Below are 21580 nucleotides of genomic sequence, written 5' to 3' on the forward strand. Positions count from 1 at the left end.
GGGATAGCTATTGTTTTTCTACTCTGCTTTTTGGTAGTTCAGAATCGTCGCGAGATTCTCGAACTGCAGCTAATTTCCTAATGCTACCAAAAAGCTGGGCTAGACGACTGAAGACACATGAGTCGATGCAGCGTGCTATCTGCCGCTGCATGTTGCTTTGCTGCGCGATGGCCCCAGTTGTCGTCACCCTCGCATGCTCGATGGTTTGGCTATCGCCATTCTATCGCTCGGCTTTCAATCGACACGCTGAACTGACGATTAGCGACTTGTGCGGCGTTACGGCCAAGCTGCGAACGATACACACGATTGCTCCCGGGCGATATCGTATCGAAGACCTTTCACTCTCGCATCCGGAAACGAATGAAGTTCTGATCAACGCCAACCTGGTGCTTGCCGAAAGAAGCGGTGGGAGTTGGGGACTGCGAGTCGACGAAGGGGATTGCTCGGCGGCCGTCCTCCTGCAACTGGCGCAAACGGCTCATGGTTGGTTTATGTGTCGCGTCGACGACCGGCTTCCGCCCGTGAGACTAATCGTCAACAGATCCAGCATTCGAACCTCAACAGCAGAACTATCCACAGGATTGCTCGAAGCGCAGTTTACTCCTGGGCAACTAACCAGCACCTTTCAGGCACGTTTTACGCCCGAATCCATTTCTAAGAAAGCTGAAATCGAATCGGCTCAAACGCTCGATTTCATGGTGCGAAGAAATCGCGAAACCGTGAACCGCAACACGACGATTCAAGTGGCAACTAGCGGATTGGATCTTCCCGTCGAACTCTTCCATACGAGCTTTCCAGTGCTCAAAAAGCTTGGCCCTGAGGCTATGTTCCGTGGGACCATCGCGGTGGTACTAACCGAACAAGAGCAAAAGCTTGCCTTGCGACAAAGCCTGTTTAAGAACTGCAGATGGGAAAGCATAACACAAGACTTGGCATACCACGTAAGCGGACTCGGTGAAATTTGGATTGAGGAAGCGACCATAGCAAACGGTCGCCTCGAAAAAGCAGATGGAAGTCTGCGCGCAGAACATGGTGGCAATATTAGCCGCGATTGGGTCTTCAAAGCTGGCGATATTTTCGGTGTGCGAGGCCGCGAGGGCGCACTTGATGGCGAGGGACCAGTACACCCTTACAGCAAATTCTTGTTGGACTTCAAATTGGACTCCAGCGGAATCAACTTGTGGGGCGGGTACGAGCCACCGCAAGAGGGCTACCCGCCCTTTATTTTGGCAGACGAGCTTCCCTTGTTATACGAGGCTCAAACGCCGCATTATTCGCTCGGACAGCTCGCCGAATGGCTATCGGCCCGCCCTGCCCCGATCTTCGTTGAAGCGAATGGAGTCCAACGGGCGAACTTCCAATCGCAGAAGCACAATTCCGAGTTCAACCCGCTGACAGCTTACTTTGCAAGCGTGCTTCCGTTTCCCGAACCAGCACCAACGCCACTGATATCGCCCCTCCCCGCAACTCCCGTATCGGTGCCCCAAGTTGCATCGCCACAACTTCAACTCAAGCTCAATCGCTAGTACTTTCCAATTACGCATAGCAACCAAAGCGCAACGGCGCAAGCCGTACGGTGTATTTATGTATAAATGCAAAAGAACCGGGCAGTTTGCGCTGCACCGCTACAAATTGCGAGGCATTGAGCATAACCGTTAGCTATTCAGCAGAACGACACTCGCCGCCATATCACTTGCAATACCGTGCGTTATGGCGGGTCGTAGCCGCCCTTGCTGAATGGGTTGCAGCGCAAAATGCGCCATACTCCTTTGGCGGAACCGATAATCACGCCGTGTTTTTGCAGCGCCTGCACGAAGTAGCTGGAACAGCTCGGAAAGTATTTGCACTTAGGTCCCAACAACGGGCTAATACCGCGTTGGTAGAAGCGAATGCATGCAATTAGTATCGCCACGATTGCAGAATTGATAGCTTGGAAGATGTGTTTCATGGCATAAATCTGTCTGGACGTGCTGGCTTAACTATTCCTAAAATCGACGATCAAAGAACAGCAAACTCATTCGCCATGGTGGCGGGTTGCGATTGGTGTTTCCCAAGTATGCATCTATGAAATTTCCGACAAAACCCGACCAAGGTAGCTATCACAAGTTCCCACGCCATCGCCGAATCGTTTTGGATATCTGCTCGGCCGCCCGCACCGTCCCCACTTTCGCAGTCGACCGCCGAATTGGGCTCAGCAGCGTTATGGCTGCGCGTAAAGGCAGCTTCCAACGAATTGGCTGGGCAGCGATCTTCGCGAAGGCGTATGCCCTTGTCTCGCAGGAAACGCCGGAGCTACGTCAAACGTACATCAGCTATCCATGGGCAAGAATTTACCAGCACCCGTCAAGTATTGTAAGCATCTCGGTCAACCGTTTTGACGAAACCATAGGTTGCGAGCGACTGTTTTGGACCAGGATTCGAAACGTCGAATCGCTCAGCTTGCTTGATATTCAAAGCGCTGTCGAACAGTACCAGCACGCAGACGTTACGACCCTATTTCCTGACGGTCGACTGTTGGAATCGCTTCCATCACCGTTGCGCACTTTCTTTTGGCACATCTTGATGCGCTGGACGGGACGCAAGCGTGCGCGAAAACTGGGTACTTTTAGTCTTTCAACATTAGCGACCTACGGCACCACGAATCACGCGCATCCGTTGGTTGTGACAACCTCGCTCAGCTACGGACCGCTCGACAATGAAGCGTGCAGTACCGTAACGTTGCAAGCGGACCATCGCGTTTTGGACGGCGCCATCGCTGCACGCGCACTAGTCAGCCTTGAAGAAAAACTGCAAAACGAGATCGTCAACGAGCTTCACACAACTTCGCGAAGTCTAGTAGCAAACAAACATCGCAAGTCGGCCTAGTGGTGCGTCAACGATAAAAGTTGGCGTTAGTCGTTTTGGTGCGCGGGCGTCTCGCCTTTTTATAACCCCACATCTTTCTTGACCCCCACGAGCTCGCCGCGTGATATCTAGCTTGCCAAACTCAGCATCCTGCCAGACGAGCTGGCAGGGGAGCAATGCTTGATGATTTGTCGGGTATAAAAAAGCGTGCCGCCCGCATTTTCGGAGCTTTGGGAGCGAAACGTTCGCAGACCGACCCTAAGATTAAGCTCTGACGCAGCGTTAGTGACCGCATCGCTCATATACGCAAACGTTAAGAACTAATCCGGGAGTCTTCCCGAAACTCGAAAATTAGCGTCTCGGAGAGACGCAACTGCGTGAGTCGACGCGCCAGTTTCTCTAGTGTAATTAAAGCACTTTAGACGATCGAAATGGTTCGCGCTGTTGCGCTAGGGCTGTGGTAAGTGGCAAGCCATACTTCTCAACGTGTCAAATGCCTCAGGAGAGACTGTGCTTGCATGCACTCGCACCCAACTTCTGCTATCCTTTCATTGGTCACGCGACCTGACTAATGTTAAAAGCAAAATTAAAGAAAGTCGCTCCCCCTCTTTCCTGCGGAGAGTTTCATGAAGGAAATGTTCAAGATTAACTCTTGTGCTCTTGTCGGATTCTTCTCGATCTTATTTTTTATTCCGAGTGCCGCTCGAGCTGATAAGGAGGAGCTTTTATCGAAGATCATTGAAGCACATCAGGAACGGGATAAGTTCTACGACAATGGTCATGCTGTCTGGTTGCAAACAACCGAAACTGATTCAGGTGAAGTTCAAGAAAGGTGCGAATATTGGGCGAGAGAAGGCGAGTTCTTTCGGCTCGATAGAGTCCTTCTTACAGACGATCCGACTAAATTGAAGCGAGAAACGACACTTGCGCGTCGCGAAGGTTATGCAATATTTGCATCAAACGACGCAGAATCGATCGGCTCTCTTGCTGGCGGCGGTCCGGGTATAGAAGGAAAAAAACGAGCACAGGGGGCTAGGGCTATCCGTATAGCCGAACGCATTGGCTTTGAATCAATTCAGTCATTTATAGAAGACTGGCGGCGTGGAGAATCAGTGATCGGCAATATCGATGCGCCCGTGCAAGATCTTGAGGTAACTGACCAGGCAAATGACAGAATAGAACTGACCTTCAATCGGAGTGTTCCCGAAGGAAAGATGGAGTACACAGTAATCCTTAGCTCGATTGATTATCGCATCCTTTCCTGGCAATATCGCTGGCGAGGTGCGGATGATTCTTGGACCGATCAAAATGTCACTCACATCTACGATAGTAGTTCGGCACTCATGCCAACCTTGGTGACGACTGAAATTCAATCTAGTGATCCGAGTAATAAGCCCATTCATTTTAAGCTGCTAGAGTTCCAACCGGAAGCAGCACCACTCGAAGTATTCGCATTGCCTGGCGAAAATCTGACGGCCAACAAAGGGGCATACACAGCATGGATAATGGGACTTTTAATATTGTTGGCCGGACTTGCGATACTAGCCGCTTACTTATATCGCCGAAACAAGAAAGCTAATGATCTTTCATTACAATAGCATCTCCAAAGTTGACATTTGTTCCAACAGTTTGTTTGGTTGCGACATCGTTAGGCGAGTCCAATTAATCAAAACAGAAATTGCACCTGAGATTATTTAGTCGCTACGATTCTGCGATGCGACGACGTCGCGAAGTCTAGTAGCAAACAAACATCGCAAGTCGGCCTAGTGGCTGAAGTAGTCCTGGATATCTATGTACTTCTGAGCAATCCAGAGAATAGCTCGCCCAGAAGGATAAGCCCGGAGGGCGAAACATTTTTGCCGGTGACGTAAGCCACCGGGCCCCAGGCCAAGTCGATTGGTTAGCCCGGAGGGCGACACAAGAACAGGCGTTTGTGTCGCCCTCCGGGCTAACGCAGCAGCGACTTTGATTCCGGTGGCTCACGCCACCGGCAGAGATATGTCGCCCGCTGGGCTAAATACTCAAGGGTAACGAAACCTCAAAACAAGTATCCACGCAGATGCTTTCTCGATGTAAACTTGCTGCCATTGTATTGCACCTATGACTACCCGGCGTATGCGCGGTTCGTCGACGTTTTCTTATTTAGTGGATCTCATGCTCTCGAACTCGATTGGTTGGCTCAGGCTTATTGGAATTGCTGAAGGCGTTTCGTACTTGGTGTTGCTGGGCATTGCAATGCCTTTGAAGTATATCGCCGGGATGCCGCTGGCAGTTCGCATCGTGGGGATGTTGCACGGTGTACTATTCGTTCTATTTGTGCTCGCCGTGGCCTGGGTAGCAATTTCGCGGCGGTGGCCCAAGCTGCGAATCGGTGAGGCGGTCTTTGCGTCCTTGTATCCTTTCGGGACCTTCATTTTCGATCGTAAGCTAAAGCAAGAGGAACAAGAATTACTTGCAAACAACGTCAACAACACTGCTCGCAAATAGTTCCTCTCCAATACCACTTTGAAGTGGGAAACGATCGCTCCTGTGTTCCCTGCGGCCGGCATACCCAGCGAATTAGTCTGTAATTGTTCTCAAAGCGAACGGCTTTTCGCTAAGGACGCCAAGCCAAACCGTCGGGTGATTTCCAATTGAGCTCGGTGTAAAACATTGCGTCGACTTCGATGCCACTCTTTTGCATCTGTTGGATATGTCGATCAACCACCGAAAACTGTCCGACCTTCGGGAGCAAAATTAGCCATATCAAGACGACTAGCCCCATAGCCGCGAATAGCTTCAGGTAAGCAATGACGCGACTCCCTGCGTTCACTCCGCCACTTTTGCTTGTAATGCTCGGCATGGCCAACCTACGATTTGAAAATGATGCCGAACATTAGGTAAGCCATCAGGAATGTTAACAACAAATTCAGAGCTTGGCCGCAAACGTATAACACCAGCGGCTTTCCTGATCGAAAGTAAGGAAATAGCCTTCGAAAATCCGTATCTAACCCAATACAGACAAAGGCTAAACAAAAGAGCCAATCGCGCAGCGGCTTGGTGAAACCCTGCACAACCGAATCAACCCATAACTCGCCAAAGTAGGAAGCGGCATACAATACCGAGCACAAAATCGAAGCGCCCAGAAAGCCGAAAATAAATTTGGGAAATCGTTTCCAAATCTCCCCGACGCCAACCGTTGAGGCGTTACTCTCCACATTCGATTCGACTCGTTTTGTCCAATAAAGCGCTACCGCAAAGGCGATGACGCCAATCAAAATATTTTGGATCATCTTGATCGTAACCGCCGTCTCGCTACCGATTGGCCCGAGAGCTTCACCGGCGGCAGCAACAGCTCCTGTTGAATCGATTGTTCCACCAATCCACGCGCCTGCCACGACCGGATCGAGATCCATTGCCAGCACCACTCGGGGCATGACAATCATCATGAGAACCGTAAAACTGAGCGACAATCCGACGGCTAGCGAAAGCTCTTCCTTCTTCGCGCGGCATGCGGCGGCGGTAGCAATGGCCGCGGACACTCCACAGACGCTCATATCGGCAGACACCACCATGTTCAAAGACTTACTTTCCATCTTTAAAACTCGCTGACCAAACACATAAGTCGACACGAGCACGATGGGCGTAACAACCCATGATACGAAAATCCCCGGCACGCCCAACGCTAGCAACTTCCCGAACAGTACTTCGGCGCCTAACAAAACTAGCCCTATCTTAATGTACAATTCGCCCAGGACGGCCGGCCTAAGCCACGCTGGCGTTCCGATGGTGTTGGAAATAACTAGCCCCACCAGCAATGCCCACAGCGCATACTCCAAGTTGTAGTACTTTATAACATTCTGGCCTGCCATCACGTAAGCCAAGGTTGCAAGACAAAACAGCGGCAGGAAGGCTCGTAAAAACGCCAAACTTGAATTCCTGCGCATCGTCACCGCGGTAAGTCCGACAAGAAGAACAGCGACCAAGCCGCCTAACAAAGGCTTCCACTGAAAAGCTGGGGGCTTCGCGGGCTGTTCTGCGGTTGCTTTTACTGGTTTACTATAAAAGGCGTCGACGGGCGAGTTCCCCCACGCCCCAGGTTTGCCGATCAAACCTTTGATAGGCGAGCTCCAGACGGCCTGTCCTTGCTCTTCGGCTCGTATGTTCCATTCAATAATGCTTGGTTTGGATACCCACGAAGCCATCAGCCCCACGAAGAGTATCAGTAGGCCGACAATTGCCGCCGTCCAATCTTCGCTCATTCCTTTGCGAGCTGTTTCTTGAAGTTGACTATCGCTAGCGTCGGGGCCTGAAACAGAAGATGACATCGCACAGTTTGATCGGCTGGAGGAAGGGCGTCGATGATTGACGAAAATTGCAGGATTGCTGAGGGCGAAACAGACTCTCAAATCCAAATTATCGGCAGCAATTGCCCTTAAGCCTAACCCACTTGTCCGAACATTCAAGACTACGGTTCAATTGCGGTGGCCGAAGAGAAGAACCGGACGGCTTGCGCCGTGCCGCTAAGGTTGCAAAACGTAAGCGGCAGGGCGCAAGACCTCAGGTGTATTAAATTGAAGGTTGAGAAACGTAATGCGGCTTTTCGAACAGTAGTTAAGACAACATCCGTAGCTTATTGCGATCAGCTGGTCATATACGAGTTTACACATCGCAAAATTCGCAAAGGCAGATGAGAAAAGCCCCCGTCGATACTGGCACTCACCAAATCAACGACATACAGCTCAAAAGTTGCCAGTCAATCGCGGCACGGTTATGATCAATTTCTATGCGTACTCCCCCCACACCAAGCCCGCTGTCTGTCGAAGCATATCTTCGTGGCGGCCCCCGTCCCCTTTTGGTTCGCGTCTCACGCATCGCTGCCCATAAACCCAGGATTGTGACGGCAACGAATCGAACGCTTTCGGCGTCTCTTGTGCGTTTGGAACGCAGAATCTCCGGTCCATCCACTCTTCATCGTGCCAGCGATATTTGACTTTTATATATGTTATCAACTTTCTCAAACGATCCACCCTCCAACTCTATTTCTTCCAACAAATCCTTCACAACCACCTCGTTGACAACGACGCTTGTAAAACTATCCAGTGCCGGATCATAAACAAACATTGTCGCTTCTTTTAATACTCTCGCTTCGGAGCGTTGGAGCTCTAGTTGATCCATCACCTGGAAGGCACGTTCCATAAATCTGTTCCTAGCGCCCTGCAAACCTTCGTTATTCAACTGGCCTATAAACAAGTATTTTTCGACATCAGAATACGACACGACGTACGATGTTCCACTGGGTGCATCCGAAGATTTAATGATCTGTGAACGCAAGGAAACCTCTGGCTTTTTAGAGCATCCAACTATTCCCACTGACGATAAACAAATCGCTAAAAGCACTAAACATATGCGAGTCAACATAGCAGAACTCAAATGAAGAAACGGGACGGGGGGTACTTGGTTAATGAAGCAGCCTTCGAAGGGCGACCACGTGGGCGTGGAATATATACTAACCATACGCGCTCAAGCATCTGCTGGAAAGAAAGAAGAAAGGGGACGCGGGTCTTTTGGTAGATAATGAAGCTTTGGGAGGAGCGCCACGTGGGCATAGGGTTTAGATTTGTCCTGCAAGCTCATTCATCTTCTGGCCTCAATCGTTGCGAGCAAAGGGGCGACCTTGCTAAACATAAGTTCGCATTGTCGAGAATTCCTTTCCACTTAACACTTGCTTGACCCTTTTTCTTCAATCAAGGTTCGTCGTTCGGCAGTAATTCAATGAGATTATTTTCTCCACTAACCACAAACGCAAATAATCCAGTTTGCTTACCATTCTTTGGATCTAACGTGATGACGAATCTTACGAGTCCTCGTCGCCCAAATATGTATAAATTGTCGGCGCTGGCCGCGAAGACGCAGTCAATGCCGCCATACCCCTGCATCACCACTCCTTTCAATGCATTTGCTAGATCAAGTCTCAATGTTTCTATTGTACTATCCCCTGACTTCAGTTGCACTGAGATAATCTCACCAGTAGCCTCAACTGTAAAAAGAGCACTACCAAAATGGATAGAATCTTTTGGGTGCGTACCAAACTGAAGAGCAATTTTTGAAGACTTCTGATCTGAGAATGCCGTCAAACCTTCATTTCGCCACCACTCAGGAATATCTATCTGAAGCCCCCCCTCTAAATGGCCGACGAAACGTGCCATGCGAGTCTCGGTATTCGACTCCTGTGTATATATGCTCTTCCAGATAGATGGGATGTTAAACGCTGACGCATTAGCAATTTCTCCTTTACATTCAGGGTAGATTGAAACGAGTAAGCACACCCAACAAACCGCTAATTTAATGTTAGTCATAAGCATCTGTACACTTTCGAGAAAAGGCAGTGGAAGGGTTTTGAAAAAGGAAAAGGGTTTTGAAAAACCCGCTTGCCCCAGAAACAACCCCCGTCCCCTTTTGTTTAAGGCGCCGTCGCGTTGATGGCTTGGTTTGCCCAGAATCGATCAGCTACTTTGATTGCCTGCTCGTATCTTTCGCTTTGTTTAGGGTCTTGGCTAATCTCCTTTTTTGCCTCTGCTAGCCATGCCTGAAAAAACTGAACCGCCGAACGGCTTATCCGCGGCTTACCGTCAAACTCGTAATATGTGGGCGATGTGGTTGCCAAGCGATAACTCTTGCCATGCGACGTAACGACGCGAATGACCAACCAGCCACTTTCAGAAATCGCGAGAGCCGGAAAAGCTCCGCGCCGCCGATGGTCCTCCAACCTGGCTTGATATAATGTCTTTCCGTTGAAGACAACATCCAAGTAGTCCACTTCATCGCGCACCGTAAGGTCGGTGTACAAATTGAGCGGTATTTGCTGGCCCGAATAGCTGGAAACAATCGCGCCCGGCGGCGAGCCATTTACTTTGACACGTAGTAACGGACCGTTGGTGATGATGCTGAAGCCGTTGCGGCAACTGTTCCACCATTGCTCGGGCGTTTTCTCTTGCTGTGGATCCACATACACGTACATTCGGTTATACCCGACAAACGTTTTTCCATCTTGGCGAAACTCGCTTCCAGCCGTTGGTGCGACGCGTAGCCCAGCTTCTAACATTTGCCAGTAGATAAATTCAACCAATCTCCCTAAGGCCTTGTCGCGGGCGAAGCGAAGCTTGTCTGGATTGTAAAACGCTTCGGATACATTCAGCTCGGCTTCCGGCTGCAAGTGACCTCCCAGAACTTGGACGGCGTCGACACGCGTGTTGGCCAAAATGATCGGCAAATCTCGTTTCCAAATGTCGGTTAACTCGATCAGCCAATCGTCTATATCAATCTGGCTGATCGCTTGACACCAGCCTTGCACATCTCCCGCATTCAAACCAGTCAGCTCAACCGGTACACTTCCAACCTGCTTTGTCCGATGAATAACGATGGGGACGTTTGTCTGCGCATCGGAAAGCCAATACGACGTCGAAATCGAAGGAAGCTGCGCGGCCGGCACAAGCTCAACTGCGTCTGCGGGCTGGATTGGCAGTGGCGCAGAATTCGCTGAGGATGCGAGAGCGTCGACGCGGACTGCCATGTTGAGGGCTTCGGCGGCGGCCCATCGCGCCAAGTGCTCGGAGGGAATTTTGGTCGAAAGATCACCGCTAAACCAGTTCTCCTCGTTCATTTTTGTTAGATGAGGAACGACGACTTCGAACTGGTTTGGGGAGTTTTTTTCGATCCCAAAGCCTCCTTCCACTTCGCTAAACTCGATTCCTCGCGAAACCCTTAGCTCGTAATCTCCGGGAGGCGGTTTTAACTTTGCGGCTTCTTCGAATAGAATCGTCGCTCCGCTTACCAGTGCGTCACGTGGCTTTGGAAAACGTTTAGGAGACTTAGTGAATTCCACTCGGCAAGCGATAGGATCGCCCGTATCCTGATCGACAAAGCTCATTTGCAACGTTTGAGCCAACGTTGTGCAGCAAAAATTGGCAGCGATCGCCCATGCAATTAAGCAGCGAGCGATGCCGATGATACTTACCGAAAACTTGGACAGTCGGGTCGACCGAATCGTTCCGTGCCGTTCCATTGCAGAATTGCTTCCTGATATTTATGGCAGAAGACTATTACAAATTGCTCGGTGTTTCTCGTTCAGCTTCCAGCGACGAGATTGCTAAAGCATACCGCAAGCTGGCTCGTAAACATCATCCTGATTTAAATCCTGATGATGCCAACGCCAAAAAACGATTTCAAGAGATTCAATCGGCCTACGACACGCTGAGCGACGCTGAAAAGCGAAAGATGTACGACCAGTTCGGAGCCGACTATGAAAAGATGGGTGCTGGAGGAAACCCCTTCGGCGGCGGCAGCCCGTTTGGCGGTGGAGCTGGTGGTGCTGGGTTTGATTTCAACGACCTGTTTGGCCGCGGACGGGCTGCAGGCGGTGCAGGCGCTGGCGGTGCTGGCGGCTTCGACATTGAAGATATCATGCGGCAATTTAGCGGCGGCGGAGGAAGTGGCCGATCGCGCCGAGGCGCGCCGCCAAAGGGTAGCGACGTTAGTGCCGAGATCACCGTACCGTTGAAAATGGCGGTAGAAGGCGGATCGGCATCAATCCAACTAGATCGCGGTGGAAGAATCGAATCGCTGGAAGTCAAGATTCCAGCGGGCGTTCGCGACGGAAAACGAATTCGCCTCCGCGGACAAGGCGAGCGCAGCATCAGCGGCAAGCCAGGAGATTTGCTGCTGACTGTTAACATCCAGACGCACCCGAATTTTCGGGTCGATGGCGACAACCTGGAGCTGAAACTGCCGATCACGGTGGGCGAAGCAGCTCGAGGCACGACTGTCGATGTACCGACTCCGGGTGGCACCGTTAGCTTAAAGATACCGCCGAACTCCTCGAGCGGTCGACGTCTGCGAGTTCGTGGTCAAGGCCTACCGCGTCGTGATGGCTTGCCAGGCGATCTGTACATTGAGCTATCGATCAAGATGCCCGACAACTTGGATGATTCCGCTCAAGCCGCAATTGATTCGATCGAGCAACTCTATTCTAAACCTGTGCGCAACAATATCGTTTGGTAGGCAACAACTTAACACAATGTTGAAACCAACCGACCAGCGTTTCCCTGCTAGCTTGCGAATCAAACTAAAACGCGATTTCGATCGCGTCTTTGCTGAAGGCGTCGTCGTTGCTGATTCTAGCTTGATTGTGCACGCCGTTCGAAACGATCTGCCACACTCTCGCATAGGGCTGTCGATCGGCAGAAGGTACGGCAAGGCTCACGAGCGCAATCTTGTGAAACGGTGGTGCCGTGAGGCTTTTCGAACGCAAAAGCATTTGCTACCCACCAATTTGGACTTCGTGGTGCGGATTAGAGCGGGTGTTCGACCTTCATTTCAGCAAATTAAAACTTCGATGCCACAAGTCTTGAAGCGCGTCGAGCGAAAGTTGAAACCGTAACAAACGGCAAAGTCGGCATAACCAGCAATTCTTACGCAGCTGGCATTGAAAACAGCGTCTGGAATTCGGCTCGACAATCATTCCTGAGGAATACTTTCGGCAACCCAATTCCGCATAACGTTGTATTGTGTCGCAAATCGAAGCCGCCGAATTACAAACAGATTCACTCGCGAAAGGCATCGGCGTCTTAGCCATTGCCAACGTGTTGCAGCGCGCCATCGGTTTCTTTCGCAACCTCGCGTTCTGTTATTTTTTGAGCCAGTCTGACGTTGGGCTCTGGGCATTGGCCAGCAGTTTTTTGATACTGGCGGCTCCGCTTGCCGTATTGGGAATTCCCGGCAGCTTTGGCAAGTATGTTGAAGCTTTCCGCCAGCGAGGACAGCTCTACAGCTTCCTCACACGTTCGTTATTGGCATCGAGTATCGGAGTCGCGATCCTTGCAACGAGCTTGTTAGTTTTTCCGGGCTCGAGCGCTCATTTGATCTTTGGTAGCGAGGTTCCGTACTCGTCGATTGCAATTCTGACTGCGGCGCTGCTGGCGGTGATCGCCTTCAACACGTTGCTGGAGCTGCTGAACGGCTTGCGTCAGCCGAGTGCCGTTTCGGCCATGCAACTGGTTAGTTCGATCGGTTTTTCGATTATCGTCGTACCGGTGTTATTATGGCGTCCGACATGGGAAAGCTTGGTTGCATGCTACACCATCGCAACCATCGCGGGCTTGATACCTGGAGTAGTCCGACTGCGGCGTCGCTGCGCAAGTGCTTTTTCAGATCGCGGGCAGATCGATCGCAAAACGCTGATATTCCGCGTAGCGCCCTTTGCAGTAACGGTGTGGTCGACAGATCTGCTGACCAACCTATTTGATATCGTTGATCGTTACATGCTGCTGCACTACGCGAGCGGCGATAAAATCTTTAACCAATCGCTTGTTGGGGAGTTTCATACAGCCCGAATTCTGCCGGTACTGTTTCTTTCGTTGGCCGGCATGCTGGCTGGAATCATCTTGCCATACTGGAGTTGCGATTGGGAAGCGGGACGCAAATCGAAAGTAGCTCAATCCTTGCTCAGCACCATCAAGTTCGCAGTCTTGATTTTCTGGGCAGGCTCGATTGTCGTACTGATTGGCTCACCTTTCCTGTTCGACGTCGTCTTCGAAGGGCGATACGCGATCAGCCAGCAAGCATTGCCGCTCGCGATGGTCCATTGCATACTTGCGGCTGTGACGCTGCTGCTGGGAAGCTTCTTGCGATGCATTGAAGCGAACCGATGGGCGATCCTTATTCTCGGGGTAGCGTTAGGTATCAATATCGCGGCGAACTGGGTAGCGGTACCGGTCTTTGGTGTCGCCGGAGCAATGAGCGCTACGGTAGTGTCCACGGCGATTATTGTTGTCTCAAGTCTGGCAGTGATTGAATCGAGCATTCGTTTGTCCGATCGCGGCTTGTTCTGGATCTTGGTCTTACCGCTAAGCTTGCTAATTTCGCCGGCGTTCAGTTTGAGCCTGTTTGTAATCGCGATCTTCGTAGCTGGCAGGACGGATTGGCTCATCAATGGCGTTCAGCGCAGGGAGATCGATACAGCGTTTGTGCCGATAATGCGTCGTTTAGGCGTACAAACATCGACGATATGGCCGCAGCACAAGCTTGGCGTAGCGGGCGGACGAGTTTAATATGTAAGTCAGCTTGTGAACCCACCGGCTGAACTGTTCCACTATTAGCTCTCCGAGACGTCTCATAACGCTCGTCCATCCAAGGCCCGTGATGCTTAAATCCCCGAAAAACGCTGACATTTTGCCTGATTTGATTCGTGATCATATCCTCATCCTCGATGGGGCGATGGGCACGATGATCCAGAAACTGAATCTTGATGAAGCGGCTGTTCGTGGTGAACGTTTTAAGAACCACCACATCGAATTAGCAAAATTCTCAGATATTTTATGTATCACTCGTCCCGATGACATTACGGACATCCACTACCAATATCTGGCGGCTGGAGCTGACATTGTCGAGACGAACTCTTTCGGGGCATCGCGGATCGGCATGGTCGAATTCGACATGCCGGAAGAAATGGTCGTCGAGCTCAATGCTGCTGCCGTTCGCTGCGCCAGAAATGCAGTCGACCGAATCATGTCGGAAGATCCGTCGCGTCCCAGGTTCGTGGCTGGCAGCATTGGCCCAACGACCAAGCAAACGGCGATCAGCACGAAGGTTGACGATCCGGCTCACCGTGACGTGACCTTTATGGAAATGGTAGCCAGCTATAAAGGGCAAGTTGCCGCGCTGGTGGAAGCTGGTGCCGATATTATTCTGCCTGAGACCGTTATCGACACGTTGAATCTCAAGAGTTGCTTGTTTGCGATTGAAGAGTACTTCCGCGAGTCGGGGCGCGTGGTGCCTGTTATGGTGAGCGGCACCTTCGATCAAGGCGGTCGTACTTTTGTTAGCGGCCAGACGGTGGAAGCGTTCTGGAACTCGATCAGCCATTTCCCATTGCTGTCGGTCGGCATGAACTGTGCTTTAGGGCCTGATGTCATGCGGCCACACCTTGAAGAGTTAGCGCGAGTGAGTGCCACGGGCATCTCTTGCCACCCTAACGCGGGCATGCCCAACGAGATGGCTCAGTACGATTTGACTCCGTCTAGAATGGCAGACTACATTGCCGATTTCGCTCAGAACGGGTGGCTGAACATCGTCGGAGCTTGCTGCGGCTCAACTCCAGCGCATATCCATGCTATAGCTCAAGCGGTCAAGAAGATGGCTCCGCATAAGGACCCAGAGCCAATTGTCTGGACGCGACTGAGCGGTCAACAAGCAGCCTCGTTACGACCCGAAATTCGATTTACCATGATCGGCGAGCGGACCAACGTGACCGGTAGTCGAGCGTTTGCGAAACTCATTCGAAACGACCAGTTTGAGGAAGCGGTCCAAGTCGCGCGACAACAAGTCGAAAATGGCGCGACCATCATCGATATCAACATGGACGATGCCCTCTTGGATGGCGTTGAAGCCATGATCCGATTCATACGGTTAATTGCGGGCGATAGCGTTGCGGCTTCCGTGCCCGTGATGATTGATTCCAGCAAATGGGAAGTACTCGAAGCAGGCTTGCAGAATACCCAAGGCAAATCGATCGTAAACTCGATTAGCTTGAAGGATGGTGAGCAAGAATTCTTGCGACGCGCAGGCCTAGTCCGGCAGTATGGCGCGGCAGTCGTCGTGATGGCTTTCGACGAACAAGGACAAGCCGTTGAGACCGATGAAAAAGTCAGGATATGTAAACGAGCCTATGACCTCTTGGTCAATAAAGTTGGCTTTCCGCCTCAAGACATTATCTTTGACCCCAACATTCTGACCGTGGGAACGGGGATCGAAGAACATAACAACTACGCGATCAACTTTATTGAGGCGACACGTCAAATCAAGAAAGTCTGTCCAGGTTGCCGGATCTCCGGCGGTGTCAGCAACATTAGCTTTAGCTTCCGTGGCAACGATGTGGTGCGAGAAGCAATGCATTCGGCATTCCTCTACCACGCGATCGCTGCTGGCATGGACATGGGCATCGTTAACGCCGGACAGCTTGCCGTCTATGAAGACGTTCCAAAAGAACTGTTGGAACATGTGGAGGATGTCCTGTTTAACCGCCGGCCAGACGCCACCGAACGGATGTTGGTTTTGGCGGAATCGTTCAAGAACGTCGGCGGCAAGAAAGCCACCGGAGAAAACCTTGAATGGCGAAATGGTTCTGTCAGGGAACGCTTGAAACATGCTCTGATTCACGGCATCGACAAATATATTGAAACTGATACCGAAGAGATTCGACAGCAAGTAACACGCTGCTTGGAAGTCATCGAAGGGCCGCTGATGGACGGCATGAGCGTCGTGGGAGACTTGTTTGGAGCAGGAAAAATGTTCTTGCCGCAAGTCGTGAAGAGCGCTCGCGTCATGAAGAAAGCGGTAAACTACCTAACACCTTTCATGGAGCAAGAAAAAATTGATGCTGGCGTCGAAAGCCAGAGTGCTCGCGGTAAAGTGTTGATGGCGACTGTGAAAGGCGATGTGCATGATATCGGGAAGAATATCGTCGGCGTGGTCATGGCCTGCAACAATTACGAAGTGATCGACCTGGGCGTCATGGTTTCAGCCGAAAAGATCCTTGAGGCAGCGATCAAGCACAACGTTGATATCATCGGCCTTTCGGGACTGATTACACCTAGCCTCGACGAGATGGCACACGTTGCGCGAGAGATGCAACGGACGGGAATGGACATTCCATTGCTAGTGGGCGGAGCTACGACCAGCGCCAAGCATACGGCGGTGAAGATCGCTCCAGCTTATTCGCATCCGGTCGTGCACGTTTTGGACGCATCTCGCAGCGTTGGCGTCATCGAAAAACTTTGCAGCAAAGAGAATAAGAAAGCTTACGTCGACGGCAATCTCGCCCTGCAAGAAGAATTGCGTTCAAGCTATGAACGCAAAAATCTAAAGTTGCTTCCATACCAAGAAACGTGCGAGAAGCGCTTTGCGACCGATTGGGCCACCGTTCGCATCGACAAGCCTTCCTTTACCGGCATCCGGACTCTTAAGAATTACGACATAGAAAAGATCGCCAAGTATATCGACTGGTCGCCGTTCTTTATGACTTGGGAACTGAAAGGTAAATATCCAAAGATCTTGAAGGATCCAGTGGTCGGCGTCCACGCTCAAGAGCTGTTTGAGAACGCGCAAGCGATGCTATTCGACGTGATTGCGCAGCAGTCTCTGCAAGCTAACGCAGTGTACGGCTTCTGGCCGGCAGCCAGCGACGGGGATGACATCGTGCTGTATACCGACGAGAATCGCAATAAAGAGCTCAAGCGCTTCCATTTTCTGCGGCAGCAGTGGGAACGACGCGGACAGTCCGACTTCCGTTGCCTCGCCGACTATGTTGCGCCGATTGAAAGCGGTCGGGAAGACTACTTGGGCGCATTCGTTGTTACAGCAGGAAATGGCACCGACGAACTTGCCCACAAGTTTGAAGCAGATGGTGACGACTACAATTCGATTATGATCAAAGCGATCGCCGACCGACTGGCCGAAGCTTTCGCTGAAATGTTGCATGAGCAGGCACGCCGCGACTGGGGCTATGGGATCGAAGAATCGCTTAACAGCGAAGAATTGATCGACGAGAAATATCGTGGTATCCGCCCAGCGCCGGGGTACCCGGCCTGCCCTGATCATACGGAAAAAGCCGCGCTGTTCGAATTGCTGGATGCAACGAAAAACACCGGAGTCCAGCTAACAGAATCGTTTGCGATGTGGCCGGCGGCGAGTGTCAGTGGTTTCTATTTTGGACATCCCGAGTCTCGGTACTTTGCCGTCGATCGGATTACCAAAGACCAAGCTGAATCGTACGCCGCGCGGAAAGGAATTCCACTACGAGAAGTGGAACGTTGGCTTTCTCCGAACCTGGGCTACGAACCAGAATAGTTAGTGTAGCCAGGTATGTGTTTATCAAGATTCCTGCGATTGCAATTACGCTTCGCAGGAATTGCCGTCACACGCACCATCTTCACAGTCGCAGGCGTCTACAACATCTTTTGTATAACCCAGGTTGCGGATGACTTCCAGAATTTCGCTGCATGTCGGGAACATGCGGCCGCTCTTGCGTTTGTAATTGTCAAGTGCCGTCATGAACTCAACTTCGTCTTCAGAATAATCACGTTCGCAAGTAGTCGGGTCGATCTGACGGCGGCGATTTTTCTTTTCTCGCTTTTCGCGGGTAGGTGTCTTCTTCGCAAACTCCATCGCGATTTTTTCTTCCGTTCGGCGGTCCGAACGACGACGATCGAGCGTTACAATGCTTTCACCAGGTTGGAAATCTGCAGCCATTTCTGATACCTACGACGAGTGATTTTGAAGAGAACTACCGGATTCGCTGTTGTTGATGAACCCGAGAGAAGTTACCAGCGCCGCAAAGTCAACTTCGTCGAAACCTTAAGAAATACCGTCAAAGATTCGCTAGCCGAGCAAACTTTACCCTTCTATAACGGCTGTAGCGGTTGTGAGAGCAATTGCGACCGTCCACAATTTTGGAAAGCATCTTGCGTTAGCGGATAATTTCACGTTTCCGGCTAACGTAATCCCAAACGACAAAACGATCCAAGTCATTCCCAGACGTGAAGAAGACACGTCCTTTTGTCGATTCAGCGAGTCGATATGCGAAACGGATATCTTCCTCGCTTTGCGACCAGCTGGGAACTAAAAACATGTTGATCGTAATTCCGTCTCGCGCACATGCGATTCCTTCCTGCATGGTTGCTTTTTCCGTGCGTTCGTCCGGCGGATAAAGCATATAGAGCATTTCGTCTTCAAAATGCGCTGTCGGCAGGCCGTCGGTTATTAGAACAATCTGTTTGTTAGGCGAATCGCTCGTTGCCAAATTACGCCGAGCCAATCGCAATGCGTGTTGAATATTGGTAAAGTGCGGATGAATCTGCATTTCATTCATGCTCTCGTCGCTCATATCCGCCTTCAGCCGAACCCACGGCTCATGCACAGTCACTGGCTTGGGCATGAGATCGATAATCTCACCCGGCTGCCGCAGTTTAGCGAAGGTATACATTTCGATGAAACGTAAGAAGTCACCGGGGTACTCGCTGCTGATCAGACCTTGTAACGCGAGTGCCATCCGTTTGACGTTCATGTATTGACCGTCGTAGCGCATCGATCCGCTCATGTCCATGATCACAATGGTAGCGCATTTTGGATTATTACGAGTGCGGTGAACTTCCATGTCGCCACTTTTCAACCGAACTGGGTTCGCTGTTGGATCCCGCAGCAGCGCGTTGATAACCGACTGTGTTGTATCTAAGTTTGCCAGCGAATCGCCGAACTCATATTGTTTGGTCGAAGGAAGTTCAACCGCGCCTTCGCCGATAATTCGGCCCGTGTGTCGACCGCTGCGGCCAGCTTGCAAATCGCTGAAGATTCGCTCCAGCAGACGAGCTTGAAAGATTTTGTAAGCCTTTGGAGTTAGACGGTATCCGCCGTCCTCTTTGCGATCCAACCCTTGGCGTTCGGCGAGTTCACGCACGTAGTTTTCGATCTGTTGCCGAAGTTCTTCCAGTTGCTCCATATCCCCCGGCTCGGCATATTTCGACAGTGCTTCCATGTCGATAATTCCAACTTGAGCCGTCTTCTCAGCCTCTTCCAACTGTTTCAGCAGCTCATCGATCTCCTCGAGCTCTTTCTTTATCTCCAAAGCTTGCGGGACCGACATACCCTCATGGCCATAGAATGGATACTTCGACGCTAGTTCATCGATCTGATACTTGCTGCCCAAGGCATCCATTACACGAAGAATATCACGAGCCGTCTCGCTGTTGTCGTGATCGGCAAAATACCAAAGTCGCTCTAGCTGATATAGTTGTTCCTGTTTGACCGCCGACTGAAAAGTTCCTTTGAGTGCCTTTGGTACTTTGGCAGAACTCGCAGACTTTTTGAATTGCTTGTCCGCTTTCTTGACGACGGAATCGGCTTCGTACTTTTCTAAGATAGCCCGCTTCCGCTGTTCAAGCATAGCTCGCAGCATATCTATGCTCGGGCCGAGGTTCGCGATCTGGCTCGGATCTAAATGAACGGCCCGCGCAAGTTCCTCGTCGGTTAGCTCACGGTGCTTGCCGTATGCCAACGCATGCTCGAACGCACCCGACACAAGATCGGGGGGCGGTTGTGTCGGCGAGGGGAAATCGGTCGGGTTAAACTTCTGGTAAGTATGAACTATTCCGCCGAGCGTTGTTCGTTTAGCCATTGCGTTGTTACCTGTCTGTGCAGTCTGCTGACTCGAGAGTCAAGTGCCTTAGAATTCGTAGTGAACTTTGCCGCGTTTTGCAGCCCGGGATATACGATCCATGCTGTAAAGCCCCGCCAAGACAAACTCGACGCAGGAGGCTCGAACGGCAGGATTCTCAGTCGCATTGACTTCGAAAGCTTTTTCCCAGACAGGCGGCACGTGCTGCAATCGAGCAGCATACGATTCGCTTGAGAGCATATCACCAACTTCCACCCGAGCTCCCTTTGCGAATATCTCAGCTATTTCGCCTAGTCCGTATTCGTCAACGTACTGTGAGAACACGGCTTTGATACTTGTGGCGATGAGCGAGTCGAGGATTTGCCGTTCGGACATTTGATGTGACCCCATGAGGTCTACTTCCAGCTTGCCCAACGAAGAAGAGTAGATGTGACCAAGGTCGCTGATTCGGGGTACGGCGATTGGTTCGCCTAGCACGGCAGCGCGTTGACGTGCTGATGCAATCATGACGCGATAGTTTGCCAATGAGAATCGCGCCGAAACTCCCGAAGCCTGATCCACGTACTTGCTCTTACGGGCCTGTACCGTAATTTCTTCGATTATTTCGGCCATGAAGTAAGGCACTTGCACCGGATAATCACCGCCCAATTCATTGTCGACCTCTTGCTGGAGAATCTCAATACCAAGCTGGCGTTCTACAGGGTAGTGCGTTTGGATAATGCTACCGATTCGATCCTTCAACTGAGGGATCACTTTTCCGCTTCGGTTGTAGGTGGCTGGGTTTGCCGAGAAAAGAATAAATACGTCGAGGTCAAAGCGAATGGGGTAGCCGCGAATTTGCACATCGCGTTCTTCCAATATATTGAACATCCCTACTTGAACCAGTTCGTCCAATTCCGGAAGTTCGTTCATCGCAAAGATGCCCCGGTGCATGCGTGGGATCAGCCCAAAGTGCAAAGCTTGCTCGGTTCCCATCCCAACGCCAGCGGTTAACATCGACGGATCGATTTCGCCAATGATGTCGGCGAACTTCGTACCTGGGCTTAGCCGTTCAGCGTATCGATCGCTGCGATGCCACCATCCGATTTGAACGTCCTCGGGGCGATTGGAGGAAACGTAGTCTCGACCGGCAGAGGTGATTGGATTGAGCGGGTCTTCGTGAACTTGGCAGCCAGCCGCTTTAAGATAGGGAACGTATTCATCTAGAAACCGGACCAGCGACCTCATGAGGCGGCTTTTGGCTTGGCCCTTCTCTCCCAAAAAAAGCATATCATGGCCAGACAATATCGCGATGTTTATCTCCGGAATGACTGTATCATCGTAGCCAACAATTCCTGGGTACAGCTCTTCATTGTTCGCAAGCGCCTTGATGAAGTTGTCACGCAGTTCTTGCTTCACAGTCTTGCTTTGCCAACCACTAGCAACCAATTCCGCAAGAGTGGTAGGCAGGGCGAGCACGGTCGATGAGGCAGATGTATTCACAAAAAACTCCAATCCAATTCATGGTGCGACGAACGCGCTGCACCTTCG

General features: G+C 51.2%; 17 protein-coding genes. 8 read left to right on the plus strand and 9 right to left on the minus strand.

The genetic code is table 11. The features are described 5' to 3' along the window. The first annotated feature begins 80 nt into the window (after window positions 1–80). Window positions 81–1526, plus strand: a complete 1446-nt coding sequence (locus SH451x_RS23145) for a hypothetical protein (protein WP_479359601.1) — start codon at window positions 81–83, stop codon at window positions 1524–1526. A 182-nt stretch (window positions 1527–1708) separates the two neighbouring features. On the opposite strand, the gene yidD is transcribed toward SH451x_RS23145, so the two are convergent. Next, window positions 1709–1948: a membrane protein insertion efficiency factor YidD gene (yidD, locus tag SH451x_RS23150; RefSeq protein WP_479359602.1), complete on the minus strand. Its 240-nt coding sequence runs from the start codon at window positions 1946–1948 to the stop codon at window positions 1709–1711. 116 nt (window positions 1949–2064) lie between these two features. Here yidD and SH451x_RS23155 point away from each other — a divergent pair, with 116 nt between their 5' ends. From SH451x_RS23155 to SH451x_RS23165, 3 genes are all read left to right on the plus strand, one after another. After that, the gene (locus tag SH451x_RS23155) at window positions 2065–2865 is read left to right on the plus strand and encodes a hypothetical protein (RefSeq protein WP_479359604.1); all 801 of its coding nucleotides are present in this window, start codon (window positions 2065–2067) and stop codon (window positions 2863–2865) included. 605 nt (window positions 2866–3470) lie between these two features. Then, window positions 3471–4442, plus strand: coding sequence for a hypothetical protein (locus SH451x_RS23160; protein ID WP_479359605.1), 972 nt, complete (start codon window positions 3471–3473; stop codon window positions 4440–4442). Between the two features lie 556 nt (window positions 4443–4998). Beyond that, a complete protein-coding gene (locus SH451x_RS23165; RefSeq protein ID WP_479359607.1) occupies window positions 4999–5331 on the plus strand; it encodes a DUF3817 domain-containing protein in 333 nt (110 codons plus the stop codon). 109 nt (window positions 5332–5440) lie between these two features. On the opposite strand, the gene SH451x_RS23170 is transcribed toward SH451x_RS23165, so the two are convergent. The 5 genes from SH451x_RS23170 to SH451x_RS23190 all read right to left on the minus strand — a co-directional run bounded on the left by SH451x_RS23170 (window position 5441) and on the right by SH451x_RS23190 (window position 10888). Further along, window positions 5441–5686, minus strand: coding sequence for a hypothetical protein (locus SH451x_RS23170; protein ID WP_479359608.1), 246 nt, complete (start codon window positions 5684–5686; stop codon window positions 5441–5443). 7 nt (window positions 5687–5693) lie between these two features. After that, window positions 5694–7151, minus strand: coding sequence for a YeiH family protein (locus tag SH451x_RS23175; RefSeq protein WP_479359609.1), 1458 nt, complete (start codon window positions 7149–7151; stop codon window positions 5694–5696). 643 nt (window positions 7152–7794) lie between these two features. Then, window positions 7795–8022: a hypothetical protein gene (locus SH451x_RS23180; RefSeq protein ID WP_479359610.1), complete on the minus strand. Its 228-nt coding sequence runs from the start codon at window positions 8020–8022 to the stop codon at window positions 7795–7797. A gap of 548 nt (window positions 8023–8570) precedes the next feature. Further along, window positions 8571–9032 (minus strand): hypothetical protein, encoded by a 462-nt coding sequence (locus SH451x_RS23185; protein ID WP_479359611.1) that lies wholly within the window; start codon window positions 9030–9032, stop codon window positions 8571–8573. A gap of 254 nt (window positions 9033–9286) precedes the next feature. After that, window positions 9287–10888: a CehA/McbA family metallohydrolase domain-containing protein gene (locus SH451x_RS23190; protein WP_479359612.1), complete on the minus strand. Its 1602-nt coding sequence runs from the start codon at window positions 10886–10888 to the stop codon at window positions 9287–9289. Window positions 10889–10911: 23 nt separating this feature from the next. On the opposite strand from SH451x_RS23190, the gene SH451x_RS23195 reads away from it, so the two are divergent. From SH451x_RS23195 to metH, 4 genes are all read left to right on the plus strand, one after another. Further along, complete coding sequence (locus tag SH451x_RS23195) at window positions 10912–11883, plus strand: DnaJ C-terminal domain-containing protein (protein ID WP_479359613.1); 972 nt, start codon at window positions 10912–10914, stop codon at window positions 11881–11883. 16 nt (window positions 11884–11899) lie between these two features. Then, on the plus strand, window positions 11900–12262 hold the full coding sequence (gene rnpA / locus SH451x_RS23200; protein ID WP_479359614.1) for a ribonuclease P protein component: 363 nt from the start codon (window positions 11900–11902) through the stop codon (window positions 12260–12262). 127 nt (window positions 12263–12389) lie between these two features. Further along, window positions 12390–13931 (plus strand): lipopolysaccharide biosynthesis protein, encoded by a 1542-nt coding sequence (locus SH451x_RS23205; RefSeq protein WP_479359615.1) that lies wholly within the window; start codon window positions 12390–12392, stop codon window positions 13929–13931. A 91-nt stretch (window positions 13932–14022) separates the two neighbouring features. Further along, on the plus strand, window positions 14023–17727 hold the full coding sequence (gene metH, locus SH451x_RS23210) for a methionine synthase (protein ID WP_479359616.1): 3705 nt from the start codon (window positions 14023–14025) through the stop codon (window positions 17725–17727). A 45-nt stretch (window positions 17728–17772) separates the two neighbouring features. Here the strand turns inward: metH and SH451x_RS23215 are convergent, their stop codons facing one another. The 3 genes from SH451x_RS23215 to SH451x_RS23225 all read right to left on the minus strand — a co-directional run bounded on the left by SH451x_RS23215 (window position 17773) and on the right by SH451x_RS23225 (window position 21532). Continuing rightward, window positions 17773–18129: a hypothetical protein gene (locus tag SH451x_RS23215; RefSeq protein ID WP_479359617.1), complete on the minus strand. Its 357-nt coding sequence runs from the start codon at window positions 18127–18129 to the stop codon at window positions 17773–17775. A 217-nt stretch (window positions 18130–18346) separates the two neighbouring features. Next, window positions 18347–20050, minus strand: coding sequence for a VWA domain-containing protein (locus tag SH451x_RS23220; protein WP_479359618.1), 1704 nt, complete (start codon window positions 20048–20050; stop codon window positions 18347–18349). Between the two features lie 48 nt (window positions 20051–20098). Next, window positions 20099–21532 (minus strand): magnesium chelatase, encoded by a 1434-nt coding sequence (locus tag SH451x_RS23225; protein ID WP_479359619.1) that lies wholly within the window; start codon window positions 21530–21532, stop codon window positions 20099–20101. Window positions 21533–21580 lie beyond the last annotated feature (48 nt).

The sequence above is a fragment of the Njordella aestuarii genome (assembly GCF_056494165.1).

Excerpts from the sequence above, each read along its gene's own strand:
- SH451x_RS23185 (WP_479359611.1), bottom strand. The coding sequence starts at position 9,032 with ATGGCACGTTTCGTCGGCCATTTAGAGGGGGGGCTTCAGATAGATATT.
- SH451x_RS23190 (WP_479359612.1), bottom strand. The coding sequence starts at position 10,888 with ATGGAACGGCACGGAACGATTCGGTCGACCCGACTGTCCAAGTTTTCG.
- SH451x_RS23160 (WP_479359605.1), top strand. The coding sequence starts at position 3,471 with ATGAAGGAAATGTTCAAGATTAACTCTTGTGCTCTTGTCGGATTCTTC.
- SH451x_RS23175 (WP_479359609.1), bottom strand. The coding sequence starts at position 7,151 with ATGTCATCTTCTGTTTCAGGCCCCGACGCTAGCGATAGTCAACTTCAA.
- SH451x_RS23195 (WP_479359613.1), top strand. The coding sequence starts at position 10,912 with ATGGCAGAAGACTATTACAAATTGCTCGGTGTTTCTCGTTCAGCTTCC.
- SH451x_RS23145 (WP_479359601.1), top strand. The coding sequence starts at position 81 with ATGCTACCAAAAAGCTGGGCTAGACGACTGAAGACACATGAGTCGATG.
- SH451x_RS23165 (WP_479359607.1), top strand. The coding sequence starts at position 4,999 with ATGCTCTCGAACTCGATTGGTTGGCTCAGGCTTATTGGAATTGCTGAA.
- SH451x_RS23170 (WP_479359608.1), bottom strand. The coding sequence starts at position 5,686 with ATGCCGAGCATTACAAGCAAAAGTGGCGGAGTGAACGCAGGGAGTCGC.
- metH (WP_479359616.1), top strand. The coding sequence starts at position 14,023 with ATGCTTAAATCCCCGAAAAACGCTGACATTTTGCCTGATTTGATTCGT.
- SH451x_RS23215 (WP_479359617.1), bottom strand. The coding sequence starts at position 18,129 with ATGGCTGCAGATTTCCAACCTGGTGAAAGCATTGTAACGCTCGATCGT.
- yidD (WP_479359602.1), bottom strand. The coding sequence starts at position 1,948 with ATGAAACACATCTTCCAAGCTATCAATTCTGCAATCGTGGCGATACTA.
- rnpA (WP_479359614.1), top strand. The coding sequence starts at position 11,900 with ATGTTGAAACCAACCGACCAGCGTTTCCCTGCTAGCTTGCGAATCAAA.
- SH451x_RS23220 (WP_479359618.1), bottom strand. The coding sequence starts at position 20,050 with ATGGCTAAACGAACAACGCTCGGCGGAATAGTTCATACTTACCAGAAG.
- SH451x_RS23155 (WP_479359604.1), top strand. The coding sequence starts at position 2,065 with ATGAAATTTCCGACAAAACCCGACCAAGGTAGCTATCACAAGTTCCCA.
- SH451x_RS23180 (WP_479359610.1), bottom strand. The coding sequence starts at position 8,022 with ATGGAACGTGCCTTCCAGGTGATGGATCAACTAGAGCTCCAACGCTCC.